We start from the raw sequence: 16,143 nt of genomic DNA, 5'->3' as shown, positions 1-16,143 counted from the left end.
CGCTTATGGCTGGATTGTGGTGAGCGGAAAGTCGCTCATTCAGGCTGATGGATAAATGTTGCCTGTGCGGGCCGCTTCGCGGGCAAGCCCGCTCCCACAGTGGTCGGTGGTGTTCACAAAATCTGTGTTCAGCACAAAACCCTGTGGGAGCGGGCTTGCCCGCGAAGAGGCCCGATCAGACACTGCAAAACTCAGCTGCCCGAAACAAACATCTCCCGACTCAACCCATGCCGCTGCAGCTTTTCATTGAAGGTCCGGCGCGGTAGCTGCAACTCCTCCAGCACCGCTTTCACATCGCCCTTGTGCCGGGTCAGCGCCGCGCGCAGGCATTGCGCTTCAAACGCTTCCTGCTGCGCCGCGAGCGACTGGCCCGGATCGATGCCGTGCACCGGCTCATCCAGCCCCAGCACCTGCCGCTCGGCGACGTTCGCCAGTTCGCGCACGTTGCCCGGCCAGTCGTGGCTGAGCAGATGACTCAATTGCGCCCCGCTCAACGGCGGGAACGTGCGGCCCAGGCGCTGTGCAGCGCTGAAGGCGAACGACTCGAACAGCAGCGGAATGTCTTCGCGCCGATCGCGCAGCGGCGGCAGGCGCAGCTCGGCGACGTTCAGGCGGTACGCCAGGTCTTCGCGAAAACGGCCGGCCCGGGCCTCATCCAGCAGGTCGGGTTTGGTCGCGGCAACAATCCGCAGATCAACGCGAATGCTCTGGTTCGAACCGAGGCGCTCCAGCTTCTGTTCCTGCAACACCCGCAGCAGCTTCACTTGCTGGGCCAGCGGCATGCTTTCGATTTCATCGAGAAACAGCGTGCCACCGTCGGCATATTCCAGCTTGCCGATGCGCTTGCCGGAAGCGCCGGTGAACGCGCCACTTTCATGACCGAACAGCTCGGCTTCGAACAACTGCTCGGGGATCGCCGCGCAGTTCAGTGCCACGAAAGGCTTGTCGGCGCGCGGGCCGAAATCATGCAGGCAACGGGCGATCAGTTCCTTGCCGCTGCCGGTCTCACCACGGATCAACACGTTGACCGGCAGCGCCGCCAGATCCAGCACTTGCCGGCGCAAAGTCTGCATGCCACGGGACACGCCGAGCAGCGTCGCATCGAGTCTGGCGCGGTGGTCGGCCTGCTCGTGCAGGGCGCGGTTTTCCAATACCAGTCGCCGCTTGTCGAGTGCCCGGCGCAGGCTGCCGAGCAGGGTTTCCGGGCTGAACGGCTTTTCCAGAAAGTCGTAGGCGCCGTCACGCATGGCTTCGACCGCCATCGGCACATCGCCGTGACCGGTCAGCAGTATCACCGGCAAATCGCTGTCACGGCGCTGCACTTCGGCCAGCAACTGCAGACCACTGAGCCCGGGCATGCGCACATCGCTGAGGATCACCCCGGGGAAGTGGCTGGGCAGTGCGGCGAGGCAATCCTCGGCGCGGCTGAACAGCTGCACCTCGAACCCCGACAGGCTCAGCCATTGCTCCACAGCGCTGCGAATGCTGCTTTCGTCATCGACCACCATCACCGAGTTGAGCATCAGATGTGTGCCTCCAGATCGATCGGCAGGGTCAGGCTGAACACCGCGCCGGCCTCGCCATTTTCAACGCTCAGACGCCCGCCGGATTCATGCACGATGGCAAAGGATACCGCCAGCCCGAGGCCGAGTCCGTCACCCACCGGTTTGGTGGTGAAGAACGGGTCGAACACCTGATTCAGGTGCTGTTCGGCAATCCCGCCGCCATTGTCGATCACGCTCAGGCGCCACAGTTGTTCGTCCACCTCCAGGCGAATTTCCAGGCGCTTGCATGGTTTGCCCTGCATTGCATCGAGGGCATTGCGCAGCAGATTGATCAGCACCTGTTCGAGGCGTATTGCATCACCACGCACCCAGGCCGGACGCGTCAGGTGCAGCACCAGACTGACCTGTTCGTCGCGTAGGCGCGCATCGAGCAGTTGCAGCGACTGATCGACCACGGTCGCCAGATCCAGCCGTTCGCGCAGGCCGCTGGGGCTTTTGCGGGCGAAGGTTTTCAGGTGACCGGTGAGCGAGGCCATGCGCGTGAGCATGTCGTCCACCGGTTTGAGCGCCTTGTACGCATCATCGACGCGGCCATGTTCGAGCAGCAGGCGCAGCGTCGCCAACTGCATGCGTTGCGCGGTCAGCGGTTGATTGATCTCGTGGGCCAGTGCGGCGGACATTTGCCCCAGCGCCGCGAGCTTGGCCGATTGCACCAGACCGTCCTGCGCGGTGCGCAGATCGCGGGTGCGTTCTTCGACCAGTTGTTCGAGTTCTTCGCGGTTGCGCTGACGGACTTTCGACAGGCGCCAGCGCTGATTGAGGAACAGCAGCAAAAACACCAGCGCCAGCCACACACCCGCAGCGGCCAGCCCGGCGTTGCGCAAATCTTCGAAAGCCACTTGCGGGCGCCGCAACAAGTGCAGGGTCCAGCCTTCGGCGGCCAGCGGCAGTGATTCCCACAAGTAATCCGCCGTTCCGTCCGGGCCTTCGACTCGACGCAGGTCGCTGTTGTCGTCGAAGTGACGCAGGGACAAATGCGTCAGCGGGATCAGCGATTGTTTGTCGTACTGGCGCGTGCGCTTGATCTCGGCCATGTCGCGGCTGTCCAGCGGCCGCAACGAGCGATAGCGCCAGCCGGGCTGGTTGGCGATGAAGATGATCCCGCGTGCATCGCTGACCAGCAGCGTGTCGCTGCCCTGGCTCCATTCGCGCTCAAGCTCGGGGAACTCCAGTTTGACTACCATCGCGCCAAGGAACTCGGCGTTGTCGCCGAGCACCGCGCTGGACAGAAAATAGCCGGGGATGCCGCTGGTCACGCCCACCGCATAAAAGCGCCCGCTGCCCTGAGTGCGGGTCTGGCTGAAGTACGGACGAAAACCGTAGTTGTGGCCGACGTAACTGCTCGGCAGGCGCCAGTTGCTGGCGGCCACCGCGAGGCCGCTGTGATCGAGCAGTTCGAGGGTCGAGGACTGCGCCGCGCCGTTGATCTGCTCCAGCTTCAGATTCAGCACATTCTGTTGTTCCGCGCCCACCGGCCCGGCCAGCGCGCTGCGCAATTGCGGGTCCAGCGCCAGCACGGCGGGCAGCGCGCGATAGCGGTCGATCAGGGTGTGCAGCGAGTTGGCATACAGCGCCAATTGCTGGCTGGCGCGGGTGGCGTCTTCCTCCAGCGCCTGACGTTCGGCGTGGCGGATGGCAAGCGTCGCGGCGATGGCCGCCCCGGCAATGATCAGCAGGGTGTACAACGACAAACGCAGGGTACGGGAAGTCGGCAGCATGCTGGGCTAATGGATAAGGGGACGGGCGGGCACGATAGCATGCGACGAAGTGGCTCGGCGCACTGTTCGAACGGCCTTCGACGTCACACGTACGTTTCGCCGGCAGAGACCCGCTGGATGTATTTCGTCCGCGGCTTGGGGATGGGTTTAAGCCTTGAATTCTCAGTGACTTTGCTCTGCAGTTGTTGCAGGCGATTGTTCACGTCTGCGGCGATGTCGGGGGCGTCATCCATGACCGTTTGGGCTGTCCCCAGCACCTTGTCGATGGCGTCGAACGGGTCGAGTCCGCTTCTCAGGAGTTTGATGACCTCGCGTTGTTTGTCACCGGCAAGGGTCTGCAACTGGTCGTGGAACAGCGCCTGAATTCGCTCGGGATATTCGTTGAGGGTATTGGTCATGTTTTTGATGCTTTCCAGCAGCGCCGTGCCGCCATTGAGCAGATCAGTGGTGCCATCAACCACGCGGGTGACGGTATCAACGACCGTTTGCAGGCCATTCCTGAGTTCCTGGGTGCGCAGCGTTTGCGCGAGTTTCAAGCCTTTCTTGAAAAAGTAATAGCGCAGCAACGGGAAAACGACCATGCCCGCCAGGGTCCCCACACCACTGCCGATGGCATTGCCAACTCCTGGTACCGCGGTGCCTATAAGTCCACCGATGGCGAGCCCTTTCCCCGCACCGTAAAGAGCCGATTTGATGCCCTGCCGGGACTTGAGAAATTTGCCGAACGTCATGGTTTTGCGCAGGTCTTCGATGTCTGCGCCTTCGGGGATCAAATCGTCGAACTCGCGACTCAGGTTGTGTATTTGATCGGCCGCTGTTTTGGCTTTGTCGAGCAGGCCGACCGCTCGTTTGGCCAGATCGAAAATAACCTTGTAGGTGCCCGTCCGGTCGACATGGATCGTCGGGTTGTTGCCGACAAAAGCGTACAGGTTCAGTCCGTCCACGTCCCGGGCCGGATCAGCACTGATCCAGCGTTGCAGCCATGGCGCGTAATACCGCGCGCCGTAGTAGTACAAACCGCTGGCATCCATTTCCTTGCCCGAGTAACGGATCGTTTTGTAATCCGCTTCCACGGCTGAACGGGCTGCCCACCAGGCCGTGCCGCCGAAGGCGTAATAATGCTCCAGACTGATCACGCCAGCGTGGCGATCCAGTTCCAGCGAGCAGGATCCGAGGTGATCGTCGAGGCTGAAGCGCAGTTGATCGGTTTCGATATCCGCCGGTCGACCACTGAGCCAATGCAGGCAACGCGCGCCCGGCAGCACGATGACATGCAGTTGCTGGCCGTCGCTGCGGCTGTGGATTTCCAGACCTGGCAGGTAACGCACCTCGCGGCGATCGGTGATCGACGGCGTATGCCTCAGCGTGCATTTGTAGACGCGCTCACGTTGGCTGTAGCGATAGATTTCATCGTCGTCCGGCAGGCCGTTGCTGTGTTGCAGCAGGGTGACTCGGGCCAGTTGATCGTAACTGTCCCACGCCAGTGGCAGGCCGCCGTGCTGCAGTTTCAGCTGGTTGCCGTGGCGGTCAAAGTAGTCGCCGAACACCGGGTCTGGGTCATCGGGTCGGTAGCGTAACCCCCGATTGCTGTCGGGGGCGATTTTCATCTGTTGTGTGAAGTTGTGGCCCTTGCGCACATGCACCAGTTCAACGAGGTTATTTCCGGCGTCGTAGTGATATTGCTCGCTGTAGTTGAAACGCCGCCCCGGGTCGATGGGTTCGATCGGTTGCGGCAAACCTGGCGACTGTTGCGGGATCTGGCCTTCGAAGCCGCGACTTTCGCTCAGCCGATACAACGAGTCGTAGACAAAATGACGATCACCATCGACGCGTTGATTGGCGAAATACACCGTGGCCAGAGTGCGATCCTCGATACGCAGGACATTGCCGACCGGGTCATAGGTGTAGTGCAAGTCCTGCAGCGGTTTTTCCTGATCCTTGCAGGCCAGCAGATTCAGCAGGCGACCGTCAGCGGGATCGTACACGCGGCGGCTGCGAACACCATTGCCGGCCAGTTGTTCAAGTGGTTGGCCGGAAGCGTTGTACGTGGCAGTGTCGACCACCGCTAGTGCCGCGTCAGCCCCGGCTATCGACAGCGATACCTGACGTAACTGGCCGGCGACATCGTAGCGCGAGCATTGCCGGTGACCACCGGCGTCGGTGACTTGCACTACATTGCCGTGCGCGTCGAAATCCATACGAGTGATGAAGGCCGCCGTCTCGCCCGACAGCGTACGGGTTTCACTCGCTGCCTTGCCCTGCAGGCTGTAGCTGTCGATCACCACCGTAGCGCCCGGGTCGGCGCTTTCGCTCAGTTCACCGCGCAGGTTATGCCCGGGGTCGGCATTGTGGTCGCCATAGGTGTAGCGCTCGACATCGACTTGTGCGTTTTCAGTGACGGCGATCATTCGCAGCAGCAGGTCGTGTTCATACTGCCAGTGGTTGCCGCGTTGGTCCCAGCGTTGCTGTTGCTCACCTGCGAAACCGGGCAGAACCAGTCGCCAGCCGGCGTCCACGCTTGCGACACGTAGCGGTCGAGCATCCAGCGTATAGATCGTTTGCAGGTTGGGCAGCGACGCATTGTCGAACAGACGCGGGTCGCGCTGTGTCATCAACCGGCCAGCAGGATCATGCTGCTGTCGGCTGACGAGGGCCTGTGCCGCTTCACCTGCGGTCTGGCGCAAGTATTCCACCTGGCGCACCAGCAAGAGCCGAGGATCATGGCTGCGCAGGTGTGGGGTGTGGTGAAACAGCGACGCTGCCATTGTTCACTCTCGGTTGCTCTGTGAAGTCCGGCACTATGCCGCTTGCTGTTTCTGCACCAGATAGGCCGATACCCGACCCAGCAGATTTCTGGCGTGCTTGATGGTGGCTCGAGCAACGGTGACTTGCTGCTGCAGGTGGGCCAGATCGTTGTCGGTACGCTCCGGCATCTGGGCGATGCCGATCAGTTTTACCGGCGCGGGCGCCGCATCGGCCAACGCGTCGACGTGTTCCTGGAGGCTGGCCTGCTGGCTGTCGAGGTAACCGGTCAACTCATCCAGCCGCGCGTTGAGACGATCCAGATCTCCCTGCCCCCATGAGCCGTTGAGCGCTTCTGTGAGTTGGGCCATCTGGCGGGCGATGTTCAGGGACTGTTTCAGGTAGGGAATCTTGAGGTGTTTGCCCAAGACCCGAGCGGTGGTTTCCAGGCCGATCTTCACCAGGCCCCCGGAAGTCTGCGGATTGAAACTTTCGAGGGTGCCCCTGAGCGAGTTCGGTGAAGCCTTGGCTTTTCCTTGCAGGCTTTTCACCGAGAGCGCGGCCTGATCCGGCATGATCGAATAGCCGAGCGTGGTTTCTTCACCGATCTTGTCCATGATCTTGACGGACGCCTCTGCGGCAAAAATGGCCCCAACCGCTGACGTCACGGGCACCACAACTGGCGCGGCGGGACCGCTCAGGCTACCGAAGCCGGCGCCAACGGTGCTACCCAGTGCTCCGGCCTTGATCGCCACGGCAAACGTTGCCACGCTGAACAAGAGTTTTTTTGTGGCGGTCTTGTAAATGTCGCGAGTTCGCGTGAGGTTGTAGAGCTGATAGTTGACCTTCTGTAATTCACTGGTCATGTGAGTCAGCACGTTCGAGTACTCACTGATTTTCTGCTGTGCTTCGCTGGGCGTCTGTTCGGTGCCGCCGTTATCGGCATAGCGCAACGGGTTGTTGCTGACCATCGCGTACAGGTTCAGCCCGTCGACATCCCCTGCCGGATCGGCGCTGATCCAGCGCTGCAGCCATGCGGCGTAGTATCGGGCACCGTAGTAGTACAGGCCGCTGACATCCATTTCCTTGCCTGAATATCGAATGAACCGGTAACTCACTTCAATTTCCGAGCGCGTGGCCATCCATGCCGTGGCGCCAAACGGGTAGTAACCTTCGTGGCTGATCACTTGCGCCTGTTGATCAAGTTCCAGCGTACAGGAACCCAGATGATCGTCGAGGCTGTAGCGGATTTCATCGGGTTTCTGCTGTGCCCAATGCAGGCACCGGACATGCCCGATACCAATGTCCAGTTGAATGACGTGCAACACTTCACCGTTGTCCTTCGAGCGGATTTCCAGCCCGGGCAAGTAGCGGGTCTGCCGGAAATGCTCGCCACGAGAGGTGAAGGTCTCGTGGCGCTTGAACACCCGCTCACCCTGGCTGTACCGGTAGTGCTCGGCATCGTGCCGGCCGTCCTCGCGGTGGATCAGGATGATGCTGGCCAACTCGTCACGAGCATTCCAGTGCAAGGTTTGCCCCGGTTGCAATGCTTGCAGGTTGCCGTGACGGTCGAACAATTGGTCGAATAGCGGATCGGGATCGCCAGGCGTCCAGCGCACGCCACGGTTGCTCTGCAGATCGATCAGCATCTGGCGGGTCTGGCTGGCACCCGCCCGCACATGTTGCAGTCTGATCAGGCTGCCGCCAGCGTTGTACGCGTAGGTCTGGGTGTAGTTGAGGCGGTTGTTCGGGTCGCTCGGGTGTGGCAGTCCCGGAGTGTCGGAGAGGGGCGCTTCGTCATGACCGGTCGCGCGGATCAAGCGGTATAACGAGTCATAGCCGAAGGTGCGCTGGCCGTTGATCAACTGGTTGGCGAAGTAAACCGGCTGAAAACAATGGTCGTCGATGCGTACGATATTGCCGACCCGGTCGTGGAAATATTCGAAGCTTTGCAGCATCGCACCGGCGTCCTTGCGGCAGATATGGGTGCATAACCGACCGTCGGCCGGGTCATACGTCCAGAGGCTGCGCACGTGGTTGCCGAGTAGCTGTTCGATGATCTGACTGGCCGCGTTGTATTGCGCCTCGATCAATACCGATTGCCACTCGGTGTGACCCCTGAGTTGCAGGCGAACCTGCTGGAGTTGTCCGGCCAGACCGTACTGCGACTGCTGTCGATGCTGACCGGCATTCATCTGCTCCAGTACTGCCCCCAGCGGACTGAATACACGTTGGTCGGTGAAGGTCTCGCCGTCGTGAAAAGTGCGGGTTTCAGTCTGTGACTGGCCGGACAGGGCATAGCTGTCGGTACGCAGCGTGACGGCGTGGTCCTTGTGTTCGAGCAACTGGCCACGCAGGTTGTGCCCGGCATCCGCCGTGGCGTCGGCGTAGGTCAGTGCCTCGACTTCGGCCGCGTTTTCCTCGACGGTCATCAAGCGCAATTGCGGGTCATAGCTCATGCGCCAGTGGCTGCCACGGGCGTCCCAGCGCTGCAGGGTTTGACTGTCAGATCCTGGCAGGCTCAGGCGCCAGCCGGCGTCGACGCTGACGATTTTCAGGGGGGCGCCGTCCAGACGGTAGGCGGTGGTCAGGCAGGGTAGAGGGAGGCGCGGGTCCCATTGTTCGATCAGGCGGCCGTTGGAGTCGTAGCGTTGGCGGGTGATCTGGGATTCGACTTCGGCGCCCGCCACCGCTCGCAGGTAAGCAACGTCTCTGACCGCCAGCCCTCTGGGATCGTGTGCCGACAAAGCAGGAGTACGCCAATGCACTGAAGGATTCATGCCTGAACCTGCGTGCAGTGATTCATTTCAGGCCGCTCTTTTCTGTTGCATGTGGGAAGACACTCTAGGCAGTAACTCAAGGACACGATTCATCTTGCCCAGCACGGCGGTTTCACTCTGCGCGAGACGGTGGCGGGTGCCCTGTGCCGTGGCTATGTTTTCTCGACCGAGACCTTCCAGGTCTTCCAGTGCCTGGTCCGACAGTTCCTTGCGGGAATTGAGGTAGTCGGCGACCAGTTCGATACCTTGTTCAACCAGATCCAGGTCGCGTTGCCCCAGCGAGTCATTGAGTGCTTCGGTCACTTCGACACTGAGACGGAAAAAGGCCAGGAGTTTTTCCAGATGAGTGCCGCCCGTTAACACATCAGCGGCTCCGATGCCGCCTGCAATCAATATTTCCTTGTTTCCGTCGATGCTGTCCGGGGCATATTTTGAGAACACGGATTTGATTCTCGACATCCAGCTTTTGGGTTTGGCTTCCTCGTTCAGACGACCCACTTCGTAATCTGCACTATCGGGCAAAAGCGCATAGCCGAAGGCGTTATCCTCGCCGAGTTTGTCGATCTGTGCGCCTGTAATGTCAGCGGCCAGTGCTGCGGTGCCTATACCAATGGCGATGCCTGTGACCGGGTTTAACGTCAGAAATGTTCCGGCGGCCGTACCGGCGGTAAACGCTGTAGCGGCGGTGATGGAGGAGGCCAGAACGTTGAGCAGGGTCAGGGCAGCCTTCTTGCCACTGGAGAGGTAGATATCCTTGACGGAGTTCAAGTGGTTGAATTGATAGATCGATTTATCCAGTTTGGTTGTGACGGTGGCGAGCAAATTTTCATAGTCCGCCACGACTGTTAATAGCTCGGATGAGGTTCGCTGGTGCCCCTGCGCATCGAAATAGCGCAGCGGATTATTGCCAACGAATTCAAACAGATTCAGCCCGTCCACATCCCATGCCGGATCCGCACTGACCCAGCGTTGCAACCACGTCGCGTAATACCGCGCACCGTAGTAATACAAACCGCTGACATCCATTTCCTTGCCTGAATAACGCAGTGTCTTGTAGTCAACCTCGACAGCCGAGTCGGCGCTCAGCCACGCGGTCGCGCCGAACGGGTAATAGCCTTCGTGACTGATCAGGCGTGCCTGCTGATCCAGTTCCATCACGCATGAACCCAGGTGATCATTGAGGGTGTAGCGCAACTGGTTGTCGGCAATGCCCGGCGGTTTGCCGCTGAGCCAATGCAGGCAACTGACATGGCCTGCGCCGGCGGCGAGGCTGATGACGTGCAGCTCCTCACCGTTGTCCTTGCTGCGGATCTCCAGTCCGGGCAGGTAGCGCACCTCGTGGAAATGCCGGTTGGAACCGCTGTAGGTGTCATGGCGTTTGTAGACGCGCGCGCCCTGGCTGTAGTGATAGAACTCGGCGTCATCCAGGCCGTTTTCGCGTTGGACCAGGGTCACCGAGGCCAGTTGATCGCGGGCGTCCCAGCGCAGCGCCTGTCCCGGTTGCAGGGCCATCAGGTTGCCGTGGCGGTCGAATAGTTGATCGAAATCCGGTGCCGGATCACCTTCTTTCCAGCGCACACCGCGATTGCTTGCAGGGTCGATACACATCTGACGGGTCTGACAGGCGCCGTCGCGCACATGGCACAGTTGTGTCAGGTTGCCGCCGTGATCGTAGCGGTAGGTCTGCAGGTAATTGCGCCGGTCGTTGGGGGCGCTCGGCTGCGGCCGGCCGGGGAGATCGCCGGGGGCCGCATCGTCGTAACCGCTGGCGCTGATCAGGCGATACAGCGAGTCGTAATGGAACGCTCGTTCGCCGTCGACCCGCTGGTTGGCGAAATGGCTGGGCGTGAACGCGTTGTCGAGGATGCGTGTCGGGTTGCCGACCGGATCGTATTCATAGCTGATGTCCTGCAGGGGCGGCTGCGCACCTATTTGCGCCCAGTGCCGCTGCAGACGCCCAGTGGCTGGCTCGTAGTCCCAGTAGCTGGCAATGCCATTGCCGGTCTGTTTTTCGATGATTTGTCCAACGGCGTTGAAGTGCGCGTCGAGCAACACGTCCTGCCAGTCGTGGTCGCCGGCCAGCAGCAGTTGCAACTGCTTGAGCTGGCCGGCGACGTCATAGCGCGATTGCTGGCGGTGGCCGCCGGCGTCGGTCTGCTCCAGCATCGCGCCCAGCGGGCTGAAATGGCGCTGGCTGACAAACACCCGGGCGTCGGCAAAGGTGCGGCTTTCGCGCAGTGGCTGTCCGGCCAGGCTGTAGCTGTCCAGGTGCAGGCTGCCGGACGGATCGAACTGTTCCAGTAATCGGCCGCGCTGGTTGTGATCGGCCGCGGCACTGGCATCGGCATAGGTGAAGGTGTCGCTGAGCGGGTCGGCACTGTTGCTGATCGCCACCACGCGCAGCAACTCATCGTAGCGGCTGCTCCAGTGCACACCGCGCGCGTCCCAGCGCTGCAAGGCTTGTCCGGCCAGCCCGGGCAGGCTCAGGCGCCAGCCGGCATCCACGCTGCTGACCTTGAGTGGCTGGCCGTTGAGGTCATGAATGCTGATAACGCTGGGAGCGCTCAGGCGCGGATCGAACTGTGCCACCAGACGCCCGGCACTGTCGTGCTGTTGGCGCGTTACCAAAGCCTCGGCAGTCGCATCGGCCAGTGCGCGCAGATAGGCAACCTGACGCAACGGCAAGCCGCGACCGTCGATCACGACGAGCGACGGCGTGCGCCGATGGGGGTTGGCGCTCATCAGTGCAATGTCCGCGGCAACGCCGATTCCGGCTCAGCGGAGTCGTCGGTGTCGTTGAAATCATGTTTGGTCTGATACCACGGATGGTAGCCCTCGAGAGAAAAATAGCCCTTGGCGTTGATCAGCTTGACCGGACGCCCGAGCGGGTCATGGAACAGTTGATCGAAATAGCCGTAGCGTCGCAGGGATTGATCATTGACGTAGCCATGGGTGTCGGCAAAAAACGGCCGGAACTGCCGAATCGCCAGCCCCTTGTTGTTGTATTCGACCCGGGCACTGACCCGCCAGCGCGACTCGGCGTGCGCCTCGCGCAACTGCCCGCGATCGACGATCAGCGCGCCATCGGCGGCCACCGCATAGGCGTTTCCGGGCTCGACCCGTTGCAGGGTTTGCAACGCGCGGCCAAAACCATCCACGTAGCTGATGATGATCTGCACTTGGGCCGCCACGGAGTCGTCGGGGTAGCGGTCGGCGCTAAGCGTCACACTGTGCACCGGTGTGCGTGCAATTGTGCTGATGAGTTCGCGCAGGGCCTGTTCGGCGGGTGTCGGCGACGTCAATTGCGCCAGCCGCCGTCGCGCGCTGGCGCGAGTGTGCAGGCTCGGCAACATGTAGCCGCTGGCCAGCCATTGCTCAAGCAGTGTGGTGTGGACCTGCGGCGGTAGTTGTCCCATCCAGCTGAACAAATCCTTGCGCAAGGTGCTGGCCGCTTTTTGCACGGCCGCTTGTGGGTCGGCAATGGCCTGATCCGGGTGTGGATTCTCAGGGCGAAGGTATTCGCTGAGCGGGCGGAAACCGGCGGCAATACCATTTTCGGTGCCATGGAAACTGGTCGCCAACGGTTGGCCCGAGGGTTCGTAAAGCGCTTCCTGAATGTTCTCGTTGGCATCGATGATGCGCACCGGCTGCAGGGCGTGGTAATCGTATTCGCAGCGGGTGATGCAGCCATCCGGCAGCTCGACGCTGATGACCAGCAGGCGATACTCGTCGTACTGCGCCTTGGTCCAGCCGTGGCTCAAGGTTTCGCGGTATTCAAGTACCTGGAAGAAATCCTTGGCAGCGGCGTACTTCGCGTAGTTGTAGTGCGCAGACCAGAGGCTTTCTGCGTCCGCGTTTACCGCGGTGTCTTCGAACAGCAGCGGCATCGGTGTGTAACCGATTTGCGCCAGCTCCTGCAGGATATCGAACGGGGGCGGTAAAACGTCGTAGGCGGCAAGGGCCGTCTGGTCAAACTGCGCCAGTTCCATCGGCGCGGTCAGCGCTTCGAAGTCGGCTGAGCCGTCGGGCAACAAGCTGCCATCTATCGTTTTGTAATAGCGCTGTACGGTTTGCCCGGTCAGCACCCGGAGAGCGTTCCACTCGGGCGAGTGAACATGCTCCTTGAGTAAATCCCATGTCACTTGTTGCGGACTGAGGCCCGATGGCAGATCACCTTTGGGCATTACCAGCGCATTGCTGCGCTGCTGCCAAGGCAGGCCCAGTCGCCATTCATAGAGCTTCTCGTCCAGATCAATCGCACGCGCGCGCGTTTCGTTGAGATAAAAAAATTGCTGTGCCGGGTCATGTGCGTCCCGCCACCACTGTTGTTCGTCGGGGTCGCTGAACGGCGGCGGATCGCCGGGCAGGCGCCGTCGCGCGTAACTGATGGTCAGGCTGTGAATGGCGTGGCCGTACTGGCTGCTGTTGAGCAAAACTTCATGACGGCACAGCGGATCGTCAATGAAACCATCGTATTGATAGCTGAGCTTTTCCAGGGTCTGTACCAGCAGCACGCCTGCCGACGCAGGCAGATCGGCGGGCCGGACATCTCGCACCAGATAGCGAAACTCCTCTGCCGCGTAAAGCCGTGCAGTGGCTGGCTCGTCAGTGCCGGTCCAGGTTTCGATGCGGGCGACGGCGCCAACCAGTGCGCGAGCGATTTTATAGCGTACCTCCTCGCCGTCTGGCGTTACCGGTTCATCGCATTCGTCACCGGGGTGATAGCGGCTGAAGACTGTTGGTCGCAAGTCAACGGTATCACTGTCACCGTCGTAGTAGCCGTGTCTTGGCCGATCCATCGCCTGCCCGGTCAGGTACCAGGTACAGACGCGCACCGGGGCCGTGAAACCGACCTCGTCATCGCCCGTGGCACTTTCACTGTCGGTCTGCTGCAGGTGACCGAAACCGCGGAATTCACGCTCGACGCTGTCGTAGACACCTTCGCGAAAGATGCACGATTGCGTCAGGCAGTTACCGGTGATTTCATCCAGCTGGCGTTGCCGGCTGACCACTTGAATCGCGAACGGTAAATGGCACACCGGTATTTCGTCGGGATGATCGGTAAGCAATTGCTGCTTTTCGTCCAGCCATTCCTGGGCAGAGCTGCGATAGACCACCTGCGTGGCGCAACCCATGTTGTTATTGCTAGCGGTCAGCAAGTAAGGCTTGGCCGCGACAAAGTCGTAACGCCAGTGCTGCGCAGTCAAGTGCGGCACCGTCAGGATCAGGCTGGCACAACCCAGGCCTTGCAGGTCGGCGAAAGTGACCTGACACAGACGGTCGTAGCTCACACCTTCCGGCCACGGTACGAAGACAGGCGTTTGTTCCAGCCCATTGCCGCCGCGATTGAGATAGATCTCGAACCCGGCAGTTTTCAGATAAAACAAGGCCGGCGCACCAGAGCCGTCGATATCGGCGATCCGCACTTGCTCGACGTTGAATTCGTCATACCGGAAGGGCAGGGCACTGATCACCCGGCCTTCGCCGAATTTGCCATGCCCCAGATTGGGCCAGCATTTGATTTCGTCGTGCCGGATCCGGCACAGCTCGCTCATGTCACTGCCTAGCATATTGCCCAGAAGCACCAGTTCTGTGGGGGCGTTGCCGAACAGCGGCAAACTGTCCTCATCGTTTTCGCGAAGCACGTCTTCGGCGCTGGAAAAACCCTGTTCCCGTTGGTTGGCATACAAGCGCACCGCGCGCGGGCCGATCAGTGCCAGCGAGTTGAGGCCATCACCGACCAGGTCGCCGAGCTGCGAAAGCGTGTTGAAAAACTCCAGCGGCAAGCCGGTAAACGCGATGAACGGCGCCCAGCAGCGGTCAGCATTCAACGTGCGATACCCGCTGCTGCCCGGCAGGGCAGCGATCCAGTCCAGCCGCCCGTTGCCGGTCAGGTCGAGCAAGAACTGCTGGGCGGCGTCGTGCCTGGCCACCGGGATCTGCTCAAGCTCGGTCCAGGACGCGTAGGTGATGGCGTCTGACCCCGACGTTGCTCGCAGCGGTTCGCGGTAGTACCAGCACTGATCGTAGCGGCAGAGAAATCCCGGTACACCTTCGCCGTACAGATCCACGCACTGATAAAACTGCCCATCCTCAATACCCGGCATGGTGTCTTCGGCGAACATCCGGGTCGGGGTTTGATTGATCTCGAAGGGTGAGTAATCAAACTCCACCGGCGGTGTCGTCTCCAGTGCGCCGCTGGCATCGAAGGCTTGATAGTGAGCGGCGGTGATCCGGTTGTAAGTCCACGGGTCAGAGGGCGACGGGTATTCCAGCAGCAACCGCCGCACCAGCAGCGGATCCTCACCGACAGGCCGGGAGAATTTATGGAACATCAGGATCTGCCGGCACAGCCGCCGCGTGCCCAGCTCGAAACCCTGACCGAAGATGGAAAACGGATCCCGGCGTTTATCCCAGACGGCCAGACTGTCGCCACCGTACACCGGGGCCTCTGTCAGTGAACGGGTGCGCTCGCCGTAGTCGAACAGCAAATGAAAATGCCAATCCAGTTCGGCCGGATCGTCGATGGTCCAGCTATACAAATGCTGGCTGGCTGTGACGTTGCCATAGAACACCGCGCGCACGTAGCGCTGGGCGCGGTAGTCGTGAACAGGGTCGGGGTCCTGATCATCGGCCAGGTAGTCGAAGCAGATGTGCTCGCCATGCGGGTTCATGCTTTCGCACAGCAGCCAGCTGCCGACGCGCAGTGGATTGTCCGGATCGGCGCGACGCGACGCGCTGGTCTTGCCGTACACCTGCAAGGAGCCGTCTGCGCCGTGGATCAGCCAGAAAGGTGGCTCGGCTGCCGTTTTGGTTGCCCGTTGCCAGCGCTCGCGGAGCGCAAAGTCACCTTCTACCCGAGGCCAGTAACGCACCACGTTGTGATAGCCGACGTCGATTCCGTTAAAGGTTTTTTCAAGGCGCGACTTCGGCTTGCCGTCGTCGTCGAGTTCGGGCTGCCACACTTCACCGTCATCACCGATGATTTCATCGAGATCGCTATACCGCGGCACGCCTTTTTGCGTACGACGGCTGATCTGTCCAATACCCAGGCTCCAGCCGATGCCGAACGGCCCGTTGCCGGCATGACTGCTGTAAGTCAGCGCCAGTTGCGGATCCCAGCCACGTCCGGCGGACAGGGGCAGTGGCAGTTCAAAGGAAGCCGCGCCAGTGGCGCCAACTGCCCCCCAGCTTTTGCCGATCGTGCTGATCGACGCGCTGCTGGCGATGGAGGGGGTGATGATGCTCAGCTCTTGATCAGCCATGGTCGGATCCATTGCGTACGCGAAGTACGTGCGTTGACAGACCCTAACAACAAGTGGGCTATGCGTAACCTGT

6 protein-coding genes are annotated in these 16,143 nt (G+C 61.0%); all 6 read right to left on the bottom strand.

What is annotated here, in order from left to right:
- Positions 1–191 precede the first annotated feature (191 nt).
- Complete coding sequence (locus tag ABV589_RS08500) at positions 192–1,523, bottom strand: sigma-54 dependent transcriptional regulator (protein ID WP_367085551.1); 1,332 nt, start codon at positions 1,521–1,523, stop codon at positions 192–194.
- The gene (locus tag ABV589_RS08495; RefSeq protein WP_367085550.1) at positions 1,523–3,283 is read right to left on the bottom strand and encodes an ATP-binding protein; all 1,761 of its coding nucleotides are present in this window, start codon (positions 3,281–3,283) and stop codon (positions 1,523–1,525) included. The genes ABV589_RS08500 and ABV589_RS08495 overlap by 1 nt, the downstream gene beginning before the upstream one ends.
- 83 nt (positions 3,284–3,366) lie before the next feature.
- Positions 3,367–6,048 (bottom strand): RHS repeat-associated core domain-containing protein, encoded by a 2,682-nt coding sequence (locus tag ABV589_RS08490; protein WP_367085549.1) that lies wholly within the window; start codon positions 6,046–6,048, stop codon positions 3,367–3,369.
- A 33-nt stretch (positions 6,049–6,081) separates the two neighbouring features.
- Complete coding sequence (locus tag ABV589_RS08485) at positions 6,082–8,805, bottom strand: RHS repeat-associated core domain-containing protein (RefSeq protein WP_367085548.1); 2,724 nt, start codon at positions 8,803–8,805, stop codon at positions 6,082–6,084.
- 27 nt (positions 8,806–8,832) lie between these two features.
- Complete coding sequence (locus tag ABV589_RS08480) at positions 8,833–11,547, bottom strand: RHS repeat-associated core domain-containing protein (protein ID WP_367085547.1); 2,715 nt, start codon at positions 11,545–11,547, stop codon at positions 8,833–8,835.
- Positions 11,547–16,070, bottom strand: a complete 4,524-nt coding sequence (locus ABV589_RS08475; RefSeq protein ID WP_367085546.1) for a SpvB/TcaC N-terminal domain-containing protein — start codon at positions 16,068–16,070, stop codon at positions 11,547–11,549. Before ABV589_RS08475 ends, ABV589_RS08480 begins: the two co-directional genes overlap by 1 nt.
- Positions 16,071–16,143: the final 73 nt, after the last annotated feature.

Source organism: Pseudomonas sp. HOU2, assembly GCF_040729435.1.
In the GTDB taxonomy this organism is placed as follows: Bacteria; Pseudomonadota; Gammaproteobacteria; order Pseudomonadales; family Pseudomonadaceae; genus Aquipseudomonas.
Note: the sequence above shows the minus strand (reverse complement) of the source record. Positions and strands in the feature narration are given on the sequence as shown.

What these genes read in the sequence shown, in the direction of transcription:
- ABV589_RS08480 (WP_367085547.1), bottom strand. Translation starts at nt 11,547, where the DNA reads ATGAGCGCCAACCCCCATCGGCGCACGCCGTCGCTCGTCGTGATCGAC.
- ABV589_RS08475 (WP_367085546.1), bottom strand. Translation starts at nt 16,070, where the DNA reads ATGGCTGATCAAGAGCTGAGCATCATCACCCCCTCCATCGCCAGCAGC.
- ABV589_RS08485 (WP_367085548.1), bottom strand. Translation starts at nt 8,805, where the DNA reads ATGAATCCTTCAGTGCATTGGCGTACTCCTGCTTTGTCGGCACACGAT.
- ABV589_RS08500 (WP_367085551.1), bottom strand. Translation starts at nt 1,523, where the DNA reads ATGCTCAACTCGGTGATGGTGGTCGATGACGAAAGCAGCATTCGCAGC.
- ABV589_RS08490 (WP_367085549.1), bottom strand. Translation starts at nt 6,048, where the DNA reads ATGGCAGCGTCGCTGTTTCACCACACCCCACACCTGCGCAGCCATGAT.
- ABV589_RS08495 (WP_367085550.1), bottom strand. Translation starts at nt 3,283, where the DNA reads ATGCTGCCGACTTCCCGTACCCTGCGTTTGTCGTTGTACACCCTGCTG.